Genomic DNA, 17,935 nt, shown 5'->3' on the forward strand with positions numbered 1-17,935 from the left:
CTGCCACAACCGGCTGAGCCCTCCCGTCAACATTTAAAATGCACATGCGGGTAATGCCATCCAAAGCTAAAAGCATCCTTCCAAACCCATCCTCCTCAACAATCGACAACATACTTCCATCCAAACGCACATCCGGCCGAATCCCTGACGGCAAGTAAAACATCCACATCAATCAACCTTCAGTGCCTCTTTCCGGAGCCATCACAGGCAACAATATTTACACTTACAACACTTCGTCCGGATAAGGAATGCTCTTTCCGCGCTGTTTGTCTACCAGCATATTGGATTTGCCGGCCTTCAGCAATTTCCCCAGCTCTGCGGCCATCGCCTTTACCCGCGCGGGCTCGGCGGCGGCGAGGTTGTGGACTTCTGAAATATCCCGGTCGGTATTGTACAGCTCGAACGCCTGTGATTTATGCAGGTAGATGAGTTTCCACGGACCTTTGCGGATGGCGCTGAAGGGCTGCACGTCCGGCGACCCTGCGGCGCGCTGGTGGGGGAAGTGCCAGGCGAATGTGCGGTCAGGCGATTGTTTGCCGCCTTTGAGCAGCGGGGCGATGGAAATACCGTCTACCTTTTGCACGAGGCCCTTGCTGCTACCGCCGGCCGCAGTGAGCGCGGTGGTGAAGATGTCTTCGATGATCAGGTTCTCGCCGGATACCGTGGCGGGTTTGGTTACGCCGGGCCAGTATACGATCATGGGCACGCGCAGGCCGCCTTCGTAACCCGATGTTTTACCGCTGCGCAAGGGGGCGTTGTGCTGGTTCCTGGGCTGGCCGCGGGCTACGTCGGTGAGGCCGCCGTTGTCCGACACAAAAATGATGAGGGTATTGTTGTCGAGCTTTTTACGCTCGAGGTAATCCATGATGTCGCCAAGGCTCTTATCCATGCCTTCCACCAGCGCGGCGTATTTCGCTTCGGTGCTGTCCAGCCCGGCATCATAGTAGCGTTGCACGAAGCGGTTGTCCGCCTCCAGCGGCGTATGTACCGCGAACTGCGCCATATGGAGGAAAAACGGCCGGTTGCCGGTACTGTCGAGTTGTTTGAGCGCTTCCTGCGTGATGGCTTCGGTCACGAAAATATCTTTCCCCCAATACTGCTCCAGGCCGGGCACGGCACGCGGATTTGAATGCGCTTTGTTGTTGCCGAAGTTTTTAAGGCCGAGGTAGGAACCGGGCTGCCCTGCTCCGCCGCCGCCGATGTTCACATCGAAGCCCAGTGTGAGCGGGTCTTCGCCGGGCGTACCGAATGCGCCGAAGTGGGCTTTACCGGCATGAATGGTTTTATAGCCCCGCTTCCGCAGCAGCTGCGGTAACGGCGACGCATATACCGTATTGGGAATGCCGGGCGAAGCGCTCAGGCCGTTCATGTTCCAGGCGGGGGAATCGAAGTTTTGATCGCCGCCTTCGCCGGCGGTTTTATCCTTGTGGAAGGTCCAGGACGAAACACCGTGGTTCAGCGGGCTCATGCCCGTCATCAGGCTCACGCGCGACGGCGTGCAGTTCTGGTTCGCGTATGCGTTGGTAAACTTCATGCCCTTCGCCGCCAGCCTTTCCATGTTGGGCGTACGGAACTGGCGGTTCTGTTTTGTAAGCGATTTATGGAACGGCAGCGAACAATCCTGCCAGCCCATGTCGTCCACCACGAACAATACGATGTTCGGTTTCTGTTGGGCCTGCGCGGTGACGGCGATGCCTGTCAGTATCAATAAGAGCAGCTTTTTCATACGGGTAAATTCTTTTGCTAAAATAGGATGTTCGGCTTACAATCCTGTTACCGGGCCGAACGGGAAAAAGAAACGGCGCCATGCGGCGCCATTTCGGTAAACCCTGCGTGGCGCCCCGGTTCAGGTAGGGCATAGCCGCAACAGGTAAAAGAATGCATCTAACGGCTGGCTTGCAGCAGGGCGGCGCGCGCGGCCCTGTAAGCCTTTACGTTCTTATCATAATCGGTGTAGCTTCTGAATACCTTGGCCACCAGCGCGTCCCGCTGCTCCAGGCGCGCGAGCAGCTCGTAATCTTCTATGCCGAGGCGGTGGGCCTCAAAGCGCAGGGAAGAAAGCGGTCCGTGCTTGCCGGGATAAAAAATATGCGTGTCGCCGGCCGGCAGAAAGTTGTTGGCGCCTGCGCCGGGAGCGGGGTGATGGATCACGCTGTTTTGAAAGGGATCGGCGTTGTACTGGTTCAGTCCCCAGTGCAGGTAACCGAAGGTGCCGTACCGCACGGCGCCCCAGCCGAAGTACACCTGGCGCAGCTTCTCCTGGTCGAGCAGGCGGTTCAGCCAGTTACCGCCGGGGATGAGGCAGGTGTATACCAGCACCTTTTCGCCGGCCTTTTCGCGTGCGCGGAAAAAACTTTCGTTTTCCTGGAAGTCGTTGATGAGCGGGCACCAGATATCCACTGCGCCGATCAGACCGTCGCGGTCGTTGGTAGCTTCCATGATGCGCACTTCGGGATAAATGGCTTTTACCTGCTTCACCACGTCGCTGTAGCTTTGCGCCTGCGTGCGGGTAGGCTCATCCGAAATATGCTGCAGCCAGCTGTGGGTGAGGCCGTTGGCGCGGGTGAACCTGGCTACCAGCGTCATGATGGTATCGATGTCGCGTTTGGCGGCAGCGGTGTTGTAACCGCGCTGCGTCAGCTGCACCTGTAATTCGGGATTGCCCCAGTCGTCTTTTTCACCCCGGTACATGAGATGCGGCGATTCAAAATACTGAAAGCCATACCGCCGGAACACGTTGATGAAACGCAGCATTTTATCTTCTTCCAGCGTGATTTTCCCATTTTTCAGGTAAATCAGTTCGGCGGGAACGAGGATACAATTCTGCCGACCGGCGGCCATGGCGGCGGCATATTTATCCAGCATCGCGAACCACTCGCTGCTCCAGCGTTCTACGTGGTGCCATTGCTCCATGCGGGGCAGGCTGAACCAGTTGGTGTAGAAAAACCGGCTGTCTTTCAGCGCGGGTAACCTGGCCGGATGTATGCGGGCCGTGAATGCCCCTTTCAGATGGCCTGCCGTTACCTGGATATTGTATGTTCCCGGTTTCCTGAAAAAAGCGGGCGGTATGCTGAGGCGTAACGCCGTATAGGGCGCGGCGGCCTGCACAACAGGCGAAGACAGCGGGCTGATCACCTCGTAGATGCGGAAAGGGGCGCGACGAATCACGAAGGGATTGGGGCGGCCTTTGTATTGTTCCGTCCGGCTGTCCAGCCCGGTATTCTGCTCCACCGGCACATCGGTGAGCAGGCTCCAGCACGATTGCGGCAACATCTTTCCATTCATGGAGGCCTGCACCCGGAATGTGCTTCCCTGCGAGGCTTCCAGCAGCAGGTGTACGTCTGCCGCAGCGCCTGTCGGGAAATCGAGGGTATATTCTGCGGAGTAGCCGGCGACTGCGTTCGAATCCGGGTAAAGCGGCTCCAGCGGGTCTGCCAGGAAAAGTTTCTGCTGGGCGAGCGCCGGGTGAAAAAAGCAGGCGGCCAGCAGCAGCATTTTTATTGGTTTCATAGATCTCCGTTTCGTTCCAAAAAAAGCAGCTGCGCCCCCGAAGGAACACAGCTGCTATATGGCGGGTTTTACCAGCCGGGGTTTTGCGGCCCCAGCTTCGGATTTAGTGTCAATTCATTGGTGGGCAACGGCATGAGGTAATCCCGGTCTGTGCGGAACTTGTAGCCGGCTGCCATCGTGGCGATGTTTTTGAACAGCTCGATGTAGCCCTGGGCGTCTACCGGGTAGGAGTTCAACAGATTGGCAGCCACCAGCGTGGTCCACTGCGCTTTTTTGGCGCCCAGCGGCTTCTTGCCCACGATCAGTTCGTCCGCGGCGGCCCAGCGGAAAATATCATCCCTGCGGAAACCTTCGGCGGCCAGTTCCACCCTTCTTTCGCGGCGTACCTCGTTGATGATGGGGCTAAGCGCGGGGAAGTCCCATTTCGGATCGGCGACGATACCGGCCATCACCAGGTTCGGCATGCCTACGCGGGCGCGCAGTTTGTTTACCGTCATATCCAGGTCGCCCTGGGTAATGGTGCCCAGCTCCGCTTTGGCTTCGGCATAGTTCAGCAGCACTTCCGCATAGCGGAAATAAATCACGGCGGTAATGCCTACACTGGCGGCGTACTGCTGGAAATAATCCGGTGTGTGCCCTTTATACACCTGGTAGCCGGTGGCCGGTTTCCCTTCATTGGCCTGGTCGAACGACGGGATGGTGAAGAGGCGGTCTGCCGCGCCCTGGGGCTGGTTGTTGGTAACGACATGCTGTCCGTCGGGCACATACATGGTTTGCGACAGGCGCGGGTCGCGGTTGGCCACTACCCTGATAATCGAATCGTCGCCGCGGTACAGCGGGCTTACGGAAATCGGGTTACCGTCCGTGCAGAGGTATGCGTCCACCAGCGCTTTGGTGAGGCCGCGACCAGCGCCGCTATTGGTATAACGGTGCCAGTTATGATGAAGGCCCAATGCCACATCGAACTTACGCCAGAGCATCACTTCCTTGCTGCCTGAATGATCAGCCTGGTTAAACAGGCGCCAGTACCCGTTCTGCACACCCACATTATCCAGCGAGAAAACACCGCTGCTGATCAGGGTTTGGGCGGCGGCGGCCGCTTTCTGCAGGTACTTGCTGCCATCTGAGCCTGCTACGCCGAAGGGGGTGCCGGCATGATACTTTTCCCACGTGCCTTCATAAAGCGCTATCCTCGACTGGAATGCCAGCGCCACTTCCTTATTGATGCGGGAAGCCTGCGCGGAAGCTTTGGTGGGCAGGTATTCGATCGCCTTGTCCAGATCATTCAGGATAGAATCGGCGATCACATTGCGGGCCAGGCGCGGCCCGAACAGAATGGTGGTATCTGTCAGCGAAAGCGGCTGATTGATCCAGGGCACCGCCCCGAAGTTTTTCATCAGCATGGAATACATCATGGCGCGGAAGAACAGGGCTTCACCCACATAAGGTTTCACATTGTCCCAGCTGTCCTGCACCTTGCCGTAATTGGCGAGGAAATAGTTGGCGTTACGGATGATGCCCCAGCTCCAATCGCCGCTGGTGGCCGGTACGGTACGCTCTCCATTCAGCATGCCGTTCACGCCCATGTTGATCATATTGTCGCTGCCCTGGTCCGCATCGAGCCCGTAAATGCCGATGGTGCCAAACGCGCCGAGGCCATAGTGGGGCAGCAGCGTGGTGTTATTATAGAAGTTATTGACGTACAGCTTCATGTCGTTGGTGCTCTTCCAGAACTCCGCTTCGCTGATACTGGTTTCGGGCACCCGTTCCAGAAAGTCTTTGGTACAGGAGGTTGTAAGCGCAGCCAGCGCAACGGTCAACACCCCGAATATTTTTTTCAGTTGCATAGTCTACATTTTTCGTGCGTTAAAAAGTAACATTCAGGCCAAGGGAATAAGTACGCTGCAGCGGATAGATCTTGGCGTCGCCGATAGACAATTCCGGGTCCATCGTTTTCACGAGCCTGGTGAAAGTGGCCAGGTTCTCGAGGCTCACGTACATGCGTACTTTCTGTGCCTTGATGCGGCTGATGAGCGATGAAGGCAGGGTATAACCCACCTGCACGTTCTTGATGCGCATGTATGCCGCATTCTGTAGGTACTTCGTCTGTACCTGCGTATTCTTGCCGTTTTCGCCGCTCATATAGAATTTCGGGAAATAGCCGTTCGGATTGGTGGGAGACCAACGGTCGCGGTGCACGGTGAAAGGAGAGCTCTGCCATTCGTCGCCGATCACGCCCCAGAAGTAGTTGGAGCCTACCCACGCTTCGCGTTTGGCAACGCCCTGCAGGAACACATAAAAATCAAACCCTTTCCAGTTCGCCTCGCCGATAAAGCTGTACGAGTAGCGGGGTGTGCTGTTGCCGATCACACGGCGGTCACCGGGGTTGGCCAGGGTGTTGTTCCCCCAGTCGATGATATTGTTCCCGTCAAGGTCTGCGTATTTGATGTCTCCCGCGGTCCAGTTGGAGGATGATATCTTCGTCTGGCGGGGCCCTTTCGGTTCCTCATCGTTGGCGGTGAAATACCCCACGGTCGTATATCCCCAGATGTCGCCCATGCCCTGGCCGGTATACCAGGTGGTATTCAGCCCGGTGGGGTTGGGATATTTCAGGATCTTCCCACGGTAGTCGCTCAATACACCGCGTACGCGGTAGTTCACGTTACCCACACGGTCTGCCCAGTTCAGCATCAGTTCAAGACCGCGCGTTTCGATATCGGCGTTGTTGGCGGTGGGCACACCTGTACCCAGTACTGTTGGCAGCACCTGCGAAGGACCGGCGAAGTTGTTTGCTTTACGCACATACCAATCGAACGAAGCGGTAAGGCGGTTGTTGAAAAACGATGCGTCGGCTCCGAGGTTGAGGGTGCTGGTGGTTACCCAGGTCAGGTCGTTGTTCACGAGACCGGGCATCGTCACCATGGCCTGCTGCGCGCCGCCAAAGAGCCAGTTGGTGCTGGTCGGACGGGTAGTGCCGAGGCTGGGATAAAAAGGATAATAATTAGGGTTGGAAGCATCCGGGTCGATGAACGACTGGTCGCCCAGCGCACCATACGAACCTCTTACCTTGAAGGAGGTCACCACTTTGGCGATAGGCTGCCAGAATTCCTCGCGATGCAGGTTCCAACCGGCAGACACACCGGGATAGAATTTCCAGCGCACGTCTTTCAGGAAGCGCGAAGTACCATCGTAACGGCCATTGAGCTCCAGCAGGTATTTGTCTTTAAAGGCGTAGTTGATCCTGCCGAAAAAACCTTCCACCGCCAGTTTCCTGATAAAGTCGGAAATGCCGGGGCTGGTGCCGTAAGCAAGGCTCAGGGAGGGCACGTTGTCTGAATACAGCTGGCTGTTGCTGGCGCTGAACGAAGTATAGGAAGTCAGTTCCTTGATGTAACCGCCGAGCACTTTGAACTCGTGGTTGCCGAATTTATTTTCGTACGATGTGAACGCGTTGATCACATGGTGCTCGCTGTTGATGTCTGACCGGGAGAAACCGTTCGGGAAAGTACCGCTGATGTTGGCGGTGGTGCCGTCGGGCAGGTAATGCACCACGGTTTTGGTGTGGTTGGTCTCACCCTGGCGGAAGCCGTCAAAAGTATAGTTGGTGGTAAAGTTCCAGCCTTTGGCCAGCTTGAACACGAATTCGCCGGTGAGGAAAATACCGTCTTTCACGCGGTTGAGGCGTCCGCCGAGGCCGTGCAGCAGCACATCGCTCGTTTCGGAGTAGTGGCCGTCCGGGTTGAAAAGCGGCACAGTGGGAAACTTACGTGCAATCTGGTGCATGTAGTTACCGCCGGTGCGGCCGCCGTAGGTATTGGGCGAGTTGAAGACCTCGCGGGTGAGTGAACTTCTGAGGTTGATGGTCATCCAGCTGGTGAGGTCGCTGCTCATGTTGGCGCGCACGTTGAACCTTTTATACTTGTCGTCTCCGAAGTTATACATCCCCTGACGGTCGTTGTACCCCAGGCCGATATAATACGTGGAGTTGCTGCCGCCGCCTGTAACGCCCACGTTATGCTGCTGGCTGAATGCCACGTCTTTGAAATAAATATCGAACCAGTCGTTATTGGCGTTGCCCGCACCCCATGACTGCCAGGAATTGGCGGTAGGGCTCTTTATGGTCTCATCCTTCATGGTGCCGGCCTGATAATCCTTGATACGCTGAATGGTGGCGTCGTCGTATACCTTGGCGCGGGCCGCATTGACGAACGCTTCGTTATAGAATTCGGCGAACTCGAGGGAGTTCAGCATTTTGGGCATATTGATCGGTGTGGCCCAGCTCAGGTTGTTATTGTACGAAATACTGGGGGCCTTGCCTTTCTTACCCTGTTTGGTGGTGATGAGCAATGCTCCGTAAGGCGCGCTGGAGCCGTAAATGGCGGCGGAAGCGGCGTCTTTGATAATGGAAATGCTTTCGATGTCGCTGGGGTTGATGGCGTTGAGATCGCCGCCGGGCACTCCGTCTACCACAACGAGCGGGGCGCCTGCGGTGCCAAGGCCGGTGTAGCCGCGTACGTTGATGTTCTGTGTGGCATTGGGCGCACCGCCTGCGCTGGTGGTGGTAATATTGAGGTTCCCCACCATGCCCTGCAGGGCCTGCGAAATGCGGGTAACGGGCCGGTCTTCCATATCCTGGCCGCTCACCTGGTCTACCGCCCCGGTGAGGTTGGCTTTTTTCTGTGCACCGTATCCCACTACCACTACTTCATCCAGCTTGCTGTTATCGATCACCATAGACACCTGCAGGCTGGCGCGGCCATCCAGGTTGATCTCACGGGTGGTGTAACCGGTGAAACGCACGATCAGCACGGCGTTTTTCGATACATTCTTCAGTTTGAAGGCCCCGTTCACATCGGCCGCCACACCGATGGTGGTTCCTTTAATCAGCACGGTGGCCCCGATCAGGGCGGCGCCGGTTTCATCGAGCACCTTGCCGCTCACTTCCGGTACGATGGTCGTATCCACCGCGAAGAAACGCGGCAACGCCAGCGGCTCCCGGCGAAGCACGATGTTCTTTTCAACGATCTCGAATTCGAGGCCGCTGCCTTTCAGCACCTGTTCCAGCGCCTGCTTCAGCGGTACGCTGTTGAGCTGAACGTCAACGTTCTTTAAAGGGCTGATCAGTTTTTCGTCGTACAGGAACAGATGCCCGCTCTGTTTCCGGATCTCTTTGAACACCTTTTTGACAGGTGCCTGTTTCATGGAAAGGGTGATGGTTTGCGGCAAAGCTTTACCGCTGACATGTAAAAAACCGATCAATAACAATAAAGAGGTCATTTTCATAACCGTCCAGATTTTGGCTGTTACATACCCCGGTCTTAACGGAGTACTTCCATTAAATTTCAAATGCATAGTTTTGCAATGTTTGGGTGTTGTTTAATTAATCGCAGCAATGACTAGTTAGGGGATACCCAGGCAACTACAGCCGGCGGTGTTACCAGCACCTCCGGTTTTTATTTTCCGGCATCCTGTTTACAGTTACGTTACCATAAGGATTTGTTTTTTGTTTAGGAAATAGCCCGCCAGTCCGCGGCCATCGGTGCCGCAGCGGATTGTTCACTCACTGTCTAATTTTGTTCCTGTTAAGAGATGATGATCAGTTTATTCGCCTCCATTTTAAACTGTAGCCCGGTTGCTTTTAACACGGTCAATACCTGTGATAAACTATAATTCCTGAAAACCGCCCCGTTAAGTTTCATGTCTGCCGGGCGGCCTTCGTACTCGATTTCGATATCGTACCAGCGGGCGAGCTGGCGCATAACGGTCTGCAGGTCCGCATCCTGGAAAATGAACAGCCCGTTTTTCCAGGCTACTGCCTCCTCCACGTCGGCTTCTTTCACGGTCAGGCCGCCGCTTCGGGAGAGGGAAGCCTGCTGGCCGGGCTTCAGCAATTCAGACACGCCGTTGCCGCTGACTTTTACCGCACCGTCCACCAGGGTGGTGTTCACCGCCGCTTCTTCTTCGTAGGCCATGATGTTAAAATCAGTGCCCAGCACGTCCACCGTCATCTCCTTTACCTTCACGCGGAAAGGTTTGGCGGCATCTTTTTCCACTTCAAAATAGGCCTCGCCGCTCAGTTCCACCAGGCGCTCCGTGCTGCTGAACGCAGTAGGGTAGGTTAAGGCCGAACCGGCATTCATCCATACCTTGGTGCCATCTGCCAGAACGATCTTGAACTGGCCGCCGCGCGGCGTGCGCAGGGTGTTGAAGATCGGCGCATTGCTTTCGCTGCCGGCATCATTATACGTGAGCTGCCCGCCTGCGGCCTGCACATTGGCATTGCCCTGGCCGGGGATGGTCATGGCCCCGGTACTGTCGAGCTCCACTACGGAACCGTCGGCCAGCGTGAGCAGGGCCTTCTGACCCCCGGGCTGGATAGCAGCGGTAGCAGCCGGCGCATTTTCTTTGTCGCCGCCATTCCGGGCAGCCCTGAAAACAAACAATGATGAAAGACCGCCGATGAGGATGGCAGCGGCCGCCGCCCTGTACCGCGCGGAACCCAGTACACGGAGCAACCCGCTTTGCTGCCGGGCAGGTTTTTGCATTGATTGCAGCACATCGTCCTGCACCAGCTCGTCAAACCGGCCCGACGTAACCGCCTCGGTAAACTTCGTTGCTTCGCTCCTGGAAAGACGGTTTTGCTTAAACCGGGAAAGTAATTGTAAAAACTCCTGTTCAGTCATGTCGGTTGATTGACAATTTGTGCTACCGGTGATAAAGACATTTGACAAATGGGGGAGGACTAGTGCGCGGGAAAATATTTTTTCAGAGCCCGGCCAGCAGGCAAACCAGCGCTACGGTGGTATGTAAATGCTGGAGCAGGTACAACCGGATGGATTGCAGGGCCTGCACCATATGGTTTTTCACGGTGAAGCGGGAAATGCTCAGTTCCCGGGCGATTTCCTCGTAGCTCATGCCCTTTTCGCGGGCCAGCTGGTAAATCTTCTTCCGTTGGGGTGGAAGGCTGTTAACGGCGGTATGGAGCATCCGCTCACATTCCCGGTTCCGCACGCGGTAGTCGGTATCGTTGGCCGCTTCCGCGGCATATTGCAGATCTTTCTGCGCCGCCTGTTCGTAAGCGGCTTTTTTGAACTGGTTGAAGATACAGTTGCGGGCGATGATAAAAAGATAATTGCGGGCGTCGCGTACGGCGGCCAGCTTTTCCCTGTTTTCCCAAAGTTTGCGGAATACTTCCTGTACGATTTCGCGGGAAGCGTCGTGGTCCTTGATGTACAATGAAGCGACCTGGAGAATATGCGCTTCATAACGGTGGTACAGTGCGGTAAAGGCGCTCTCATCCCCTGCCGCAACGTGCTGCAACAGCACCTGCTCGTGATCGTTCCATAACATGTTTGCCTCCACTGCCACTGTTTTTCAGAATAATAATGCGTTGCTACCTACATACAGACTCGTAATATTAGTAATAAAAAGCCATTGGCCGGTGATCATATTTTCACCAATTCTACATCTATATTACCTTGCAAACGATGGCATAACACCGGCTCCGCCATTTCCGCCGGAACCGGTGTTATAATTACCGGGCGCCCGTTAACGGGAATATGGGCGATTCCACATGCGCTTCGGCCATGTATTGCTGCATCTTTTTTACGATCGCGGGATTCGCGGCGGCCACGTTCTGTTGTTCTTTCGGGTCTTTGGCCAGGTTATACAATTCAACCGGCCCGTCTGCATTCTTTTTCACCTGCTGGCGCACACCCTTCCAATTCCCCATCCTGACGGCCTGGCGGCCGCCGTCTTCATGGAATTCCCAGTACAGGTAATCGTGCTGCAGCTGTTTGCCTTTGCCGGTGAGCGTGGGCAGGAAAGAAACCCCATCGGTATATCTTGCTTTCTCTGCACCGGTAATGTCGGTGAGGGTGGGCAGAATGTCCCAGAAAGCGCCGGCGAATGCCGACGTAGTTCCTGCTTTTACTTTTCCTTTCCATTGTACGATGAACGGCGTTCTGATGCCGCCTTCATACAGGTCGCGCTTCACACCGCGGAAGCCACCGGAGCTGTTGAAGAACGCCGGGTCGGCGCCGCCTTCTTTATGCGGGCCGTTATCGCTGGTAAAAATAATCAGCGTGTTATCCATGAGGCCGAGCTTCGTCAGCCGGTCGATGATCTGGCCCACCTGTGCGTCCATCCTGGCTACCATGGCCGCGAACGTGGCGCGCGGTTTCTCCACGGAAGCATAACCGCCTACCGTTGCGCCCGGGCCATAACCATTACCGCGGTGTGGTTTTTCTTCAAAACTGTTTTCATACTGCCGGTAAAACTCATCTTCAGGGCCCTGCAATTCTGCGTGGGGAAGCACGGTGGGAATGAACAGGAAAAATGGTTTGTTTTTGTTTTTATCGATAAAAGCCAGCGCCTGTTCCTGTATCAGCTCCGGTGCATACTCCGCTTTGTGCGTGAGGTCGTTGCCTTCGAGGATGATTTTCTGTTCGTTGCTCCACAGGTGCGTAGGGTAATACCGGTGCGACTGCCGCTGGCAATTGTAGCCGAAAAACGTATCGAATCCTTTCCTATCGGGCGCACCGGAAGTGCCCACCATGCCGAGGCCCCACTTACCGAAAGCGCCGGTGGCATAACCCGCCGCCTTCAGCAGCTGCGCCAGCGTTTGCACGGAGTCGGCCAGCGGCTCCTGCCCTTCGGGCTGTATTTCTTTATTGCCGCGTACATAAGTATGGCCGGTATGCTGCCCCGTCATCAGCGACGAGCGCGAAGGCGCGCATACGGAGGTGCCCGCGTAAAAAGACGTGAACCGCATGCCGTTACGGGCCAGGCGGTCGATGTTGGGTGTTTTGATCTTCTGCTGGCCGTATGCCCCGAGGTCGCCATAACCCAGGTCGTCTGCCAGTATCAGTACAATGTTGGGCTTTTGCTGCGCCATGCCGAAAGATGAGATCAACAACATCCCGGCGAGTAGCCATTGTTTTTTCATACGGATAAAAATATAAAAAAGGCCGGCTATTCCTAATTACAGCCGGCCGGTTTGAGAATCATGTTATTTCCAGCCGGGGTTCTGCCCGAGGTTCGGGTTCATCACCGTCTGGTTGGAAGGAAGCGGGTGCAGGTAATAATATTCAGGGAAGGGACCGGGGGGCACGCCTTCATAAGCGATGTACCCTTCCGCAGCGCCGTTCTCGATGGGAATGATGCTGTTGGCCGGTACGTCCGTTCCTTTTTTGATCCATCTGCCCAGCTTGCGCTGCACGGCGTATTCCATTTTCTTCCAGCGGCGGAGATCGTCGAAGCGGAAGCCTTCGCCCATCAGTTCGATGGCCCTTTCACGCCTGATTTCCCAAAGCTGGGGTGCAACCGCCGCATCACGCGTCGGGTCTGCCGGGATGGCCGCGAGGTTCAGCGGCGCCACACCGCCCCTGGCACGAAGTTTATTGATCGTCTGGTCGGCAATCACCTGGTTGAATTCGCCCAGTTCGTATTTCGCTTCGGCATAATTCACCAGCACTTCGGCCATCCGGAAAATGGGTGCGTCGTTGATATCCGTGTTCTGCACGCGGAGGATCTTGTTACTGAACTTGTAAAAACGGTAACCGGTATACGTTACGTTGAACGGCTGGCCCTGGTTATAATCCACGTAATGCGGCTCCTCCCGCACCACCAGGCCCTGCCAGTTCAGCGTTGGCAAGGTTTTCAGCTTGTCGTTGGAAATACCGGCCATTACGTCGATGTACTCCCTGTCGGCCGCGTTGCCGGTGTAGGTAAACGTCTGGCTGGGATGGTTCACCGTCACCCTGAACGGCGGCGGCGTCGTGAAATAGAGGCGTTTGTCGCGGTTGCGGTATTCGGTGTAGGGGGATTTGTCGCCGGCAAACTGCGGGCTCGTCCAGCGGGTCTGCCCGTCTTTCAGCAGGTACATGTCCGCCGCCTTCTTCGTCAAATCCCATCTGCCGGCCGAGTTACGACCACGACTGGCCAGTACGTGCGTCACCTGGTTCAGTTCGTATTGTTTGTACAGCAAAATGCCGGGCACATTGGCGAGCGACTCGCTGTTGAACTCTTCGTCGTAATTGGGGTGGAGCGTGGGGAAAGCCGCTACCAGCTTCGCGGCGGCATCGGCGCTCGCGCGCAGGAACGGCTGCGGATCGCCGAGGTTGTGATATTTGCGCCAGGTGCCTTCCATCAGGCCGAACCGCGCCAGGAACGCACGCACCACATGCACGTTGATGGTGTTGGCGCCGTCACCGGCGGGTTTGATATGCGCTTCCGCCCATTGCAGCTGTTCGAGGAGCTTGGAAGTTACTTCGTTGCGGGGCGTTCTTTTGCCGTACAGCACCTCCTTGTCCGCGTCCGCAAGCGCCTTCTCCACCCAGATCACATCGCCGTATTTGTTCACCAGGTTATAAAAGTTGAACGCCCTGAAAAAATACCCCACACTGCGCCAGTGGTCTTTTTCTTCCTGGGTGATGGTGGCGTTATCGAGATTGTCGAGCATGATATTCACGGCGCGGATATTGGCGTAAGGCGCTTTGTAATCATCGCTGCTGCTGGGAATGGTCATGCGCTGCCATATCCAGAGCGACTCCGCGTTAGGGTTCGCGTTCAGGAACAGATCGCTGTTAAATTCCTGGTTCGGCACGGCTTCGTTATACCCGGGGAATGCTTCATAGAACTGCCAGGCGTACGTTTTTATGTTGTCGTATTTCGTGAAGGTAGTCCCCACGGTCAGCTTGTCTTTCGGCTGGAGATCCAGAAACTCTTTCTGGCTGCAGCTTTGCAGCAGCATCAGGCAGCTGCAGTAGGTAATGATATGTTTGGCAAATTTCATGTTGCGGCTGTTTGGATTTAGAAAGAAATGTTTGCACCGAGACTGAATTTTTTCAGGAACGGGTAAATACCGCCTTCGCCGTAGTTAGTGGCGTCGGACTCCATTCCTTTCGGCAGGCTGGTGAAGGTGAACATATTTTCGCCGCTGGCGAAGAAACGCACATTGTCTACCCGGATGCGCTGCAGCCGTGCTTTCGGCAGGTTATACCCGATGGTGATATTTTTCACGCGGAGGTATGCGCCGTTGGACAGGTACTTCGTCTGCTGCATGCGGCTGGTGCCGGTATTGCCGCCGGCATCGGGATATACGCGCGGATAAAACCCGTTGGGGTTAGCGGCCGTCCAGTAATCGAGGTTGTGTTTGTACACAGTGCCGAACTGGTTCTGGTAAGGCCAGTACAACTGGTTGCTCAGCCAGAGGTCGCGCTTGCCCACGCCCTGCAGGAAAAACGACAGATCAAAATTCTTCCAAGATGCATTCCCGAACATCCCGAACTGGTACCGGCGGTTGCTGTTGCCGATGATACGGCGGTCGCCGGGGTCGGTCAGGGTATTGTTCCCGGAAAAAATCACGCCGTCGCCATTGAGGTCTTCGTAGCGGATATCACCCGGGTTCTGCGGAACACCTTTGTACGGCGCAACGCCGGACTTCAGCGTGCCTCCCTGCAAATTGGGATTGAGCGAACCGGCGGCGAAATCATCCACCGTAAAATATCCTTTCGTCACATAGCCCCATATCTCACCCATTTCCTTGCCCACGTAATGCTGGGAAAGCAGGCCGGCGGGGTTGTCGAATTTGGTGATGAACGTGCGGTTGTCTGACAGGTTGAAGCCCACGCCGTAAGAAAAGTCGCCGGCATTGTCCTTATAGCTCACCTCCAGCTCCCAGCCTTTTGTCTGCAGGTCGGCCACGTTCTGCAGGGGCGCCTCCGCACCGAGTACATCAGGCAGGGCCGCACCGGGCGCCAGCATGTCGAGCGTATTGCGTTTGTACCAGTCGAAAGTGAGGAAGAGTTTGTTTTTAAACAGGCCTACATCAACGCCCACGTTAAGCGACTGCACGGTTTCCCATGTAAAGCTGGTGCTCACCAGCGCAGGCGGCGTGAGCGTCAGGTAGCGGATGTTGGTGGCGGGATTTACCCATGAGGCGTTGTAAGGAGAAAGCCCCGGAATGTACGGGTAAAAACTGCTGATGCCTTCAAAAGCCACCACCTGGTTACCGATTTCACCGAACGATCCCCTGAGTTTTAATTGCGACAGCGTCTTATTGATGCTCCGCATAAAGGGCTCTTCGGCAACGTTCCAGCCAGCCGATACGGAGGGGAAAAACCCGAAGCGGTTGCCGGGCGGGAAACGCGAAGAACCGTCGAAGCGGCCGTTGACCTCCAGCAGGTATTTGCCCTTATAGTCATAGTTCAGCCGCCCGAAATAACCGGAAATGGCGAATTCCGAAAACCCGTCGTAGCCACCTGCCGTACCGGTGCTCGTCACAAACGAGGGCACCTGTGAGCTGAGCAGGTCGAGGCGGGAGAGATTGAATGTATCCGCTTTGCTGCTTTCCTGGTTGGTGCCCACCAGTAATTTGAAGTGGTGATCACCGAAGTCCTTGGCATAGTTAAGGTACAGGTTCAGCGCGTGGTAGTTCAGCTGCCCGTTTGCCCGCGTATAGCTGGTGCTGTTATTGAGGAACTGCCGGTCGAACGTCACCGCGTTGATGTACTCGTTTTTATCCAGGATGTTCTGGCTGTTGCCGTTGTTTTTCGTGAAGGTATATTCCCCGGTAATTTTCAAATCCTTGAGGGGACTGTATTCCAGCTTGCCGAAGAGGCGGAGGTTATCGCGGAAGTCCTTGTTGGCGGGCTCCGTTCTCACTACGTTGTTAGGCGTGTTGTAAGGGAGCCTGACGCCATTGGGTGTGGTGCCATAGCCGGTTTCAACATACGAAGGATAAGTGATGGCGTTATAAAAGAGCCCGGCTAACGTGGAAGGCGTATACCGCACATCGTTTTTATAAAACACGTTCACGCTGGCGTTGAGGTTTTTAGCCAACTCGGTGCTCAGCAAGGCGTTCACGTTATAGCGGGCATACCGGTCTTTGTTGGTGACCATAATACCGTCTTCCCCCGTATAGCCGCCAGACACGCGGTACGTCGTTTTTTCCGAACCGCCGTAGAAAGCGAAGTTGTGCATCTGTTCAAACCCGCCTGTAAAGAGGGTGCTGTACAGATCGCGCTCCGCCAGCGGGTACCGCAGGCCGTTCACCACAGCCGCACCCTCCGGATATTTCCCCGGGTTCTGCTGATATTCTTCCATCAGCCCGAGCCAGGTGTTGACGTTCTGGCCGGACCAGTAGGTTGCCGAGCCGAAATCTTTCAACGCCCGTACAAACTCCAGCGGGGAAGCCTTCTCCGGCAAAGAAATCGGTTTGCTCCAGGTGAAGTTATTGGCATAGTTGAAGCGGGTGGGCTGGTTCTTTTTGCCTTTTTTGGTGGTGATGAGTATCACGCCGAAGGCGGCCCGTGCCCCATAGATGGAGGCTGCGGCCGCATCTTTCAGCACGGAGATGTTTTCGATATCGCGGGGGTTCACGTCGTCGATGTTCATGGGTACGTTATCCACCAATACCAGCGGTGACCCGCCGTTGAGGGAGTTGATGCCCCGGATGTTGACCGAGGTGGCCGCGCCCGGCTGGCCGGACCCATAGGTGATCTGCAAACCCGGCACCACGCCCTGGAGCGCCTGCGCCGTTCCGCTCACCGGCCGGTTGCCCAGCACGTCTTCCATATTCACCGAGCTCACGGCGCCGGTGAGGTTGGCTTTTTTCTGCATGCCGAAACCCACTACTACCACCTCGCTGAGCGCGGCGTTATCGTCTTTCAGGGAGATGTTCAGCACCGGGCCGGTCACTTTGATTTCCTGTGTGGCAAACCCCATCGACCGGACAATCAACGTGGCTGTGTCACTTTTCAGGCGGATGGTGTATTGGCCTGTTGCATCCGTGACAGTGCCGTTTTGTGTACCTTTTTCGATGATGGCCGCGCCGGGAATGGGCTCCCCTTTTTCGCTGGTCACCGTGCCTTTTACGGTGATCTCTTTCAGCACGGGCATTTCGGTGAATACCGGGGTCTGTGGTTTCACCCCGATGAGGATAGTGCCGTTCTCCACCTTATAGGTCAGCGGCTGCAAGCGGAAAGCCTGCGCCAGCACCTGCTCGAGCGTGGCATTCTTCAGTTGCAGGGAAACCGGTAAGGATTTCTCCAATACCTCCGTGCTGTACAGCACGCGGTAACCCGATTGTTTTTTGATAGTGGACAGTACCGACTTGAGCGATGCATTTTCCACATGGATGGTGATCTGTTGCGAAAATGCGGCATTGGCTGCCTGCATAAAGACCACCGTCAGCAACAGGATGGTCAGCTTCATTGTTAATAACAGTTTTAACGCGTGGCGGGAACGGGGGCGCCGGTACGTGGCCGGGCAAAAGATCCCCCTGTGATGAATGTTCAAATTCATACATTTGTTGTGTTAGGTACTGGTGATTGAATTACTGAAAGCTCTTTGGTAATTGACGCTTACCTGGCACAACCGGTTACGTGGCCGCGTAGCCGGTTACCTTTTCTTATGATTCTGG

General features: G+C 55.8%; 9 protein-coding genes. All 9 read right to left on the reverse strand.

The features are described 5' to 3' along the window. Positions 1–223: 223 nt before the first annotated feature. Positions 224–1,726 (reverse strand): sulfatase, encoded by a 1,503-nt coding sequence (locus tag EGT74_RS08240; RefSeq protein WP_123846028.1) that lies wholly within the window; start codon positions 1,724–1,726, stop codon positions 224–226. Positions 1,727–1,884: 158 nt separating this feature from the next. Continuing rightward, complete coding sequence (locus EGT74_RS08245) at positions 1,885–3,510, reverse strand: DUF4091 domain-containing protein (RefSeq protein ID WP_123846029.1); 1,626 nt, start codon at positions 3,508–3,510, stop codon at positions 1,885–1,887. 68 nt (positions 3,511–3,578) lie between these two features. Then, the gene (locus EGT74_RS08250) at positions 3,579–5,357 is read right to left on the reverse strand and encodes a RagB/SusD family nutrient uptake outer membrane protein (protein WP_123846030.1); all 1,779 of its coding nucleotides are present in this window, start codon (positions 5,355–5,357) and stop codon (positions 3,579–3,581) included. A 19-nt stretch (positions 5,358–5,376) separates the two neighbouring features. Then, positions 5,377–8,793, reverse strand: a complete 3,417-nt coding sequence (locus EGT74_RS08255; protein ID WP_158618055.1) for a TonB-dependent receptor — start codon at positions 8,791–8,793, stop codon at positions 5,377–5,379. A 299-nt stretch (positions 8,794–9,092) separates the two neighbouring features. Beyond that, positions 9,093–10,193, reverse strand: coding sequence for a FecR family protein (locus EGT74_RS08260; RefSeq protein ID WP_123846032.1), 1,101 nt, complete (start codon positions 10,191–10,193; stop codon positions 9,093–9,095). 82 nt (positions 10,194–10,275) lie between these two features. Continuing rightward, on the reverse strand, positions 10,276–10,860 hold the full coding sequence (locus tag EGT74_RS08265; RefSeq protein WP_123846033.1) for an RNA polymerase sigma-70 factor: 585 nt from the start codon (positions 10,858–10,860) through the stop codon (positions 10,276–10,278). A 184-nt stretch (positions 10,861–11,044) separates the two neighbouring features. Beyond that, positions 11,045–12,457, reverse strand: a complete 1,413-nt coding sequence (locus EGT74_RS08270) for an arylsulfatase (RefSeq protein WP_123846034.1) — start codon at positions 12,455–12,457, stop codon at positions 11,045–11,047. Positions 12,458–12,520: 63 nt separating this feature from the next. Then, entirely contained in the window at positions 12,521–14,305 is a 1,785-nt protein-coding gene (locus EGT74_RS08275; RefSeq protein WP_123846035.1) for a RagB/SusD family nutrient uptake outer membrane protein, read from the reverse strand. A gap of 17 nt (positions 14,306–14,322) precedes the next feature. Then, the gene (locus tag EGT74_RS08280; RefSeq protein WP_158618056.1) at positions 14,323–17,727 is read right to left on the reverse strand and encodes a TonB-dependent receptor; all 3,405 of its coding nucleotides are present in this window, start codon (positions 17,725–17,727) and stop codon (positions 14,323–14,325) included. Between the last annotated feature and the right edge of the window lie 208 nt (positions 17,728–17,935).

The organism is Chitinophaga lutea, assembly GCF_003813775.1.
Classification (GTDB): Bacteria; Bacteroidota; Bacteroidia; order Chitinophagales; family Chitinophagaceae; genus Chitinophaga; species Chitinophaga lutea.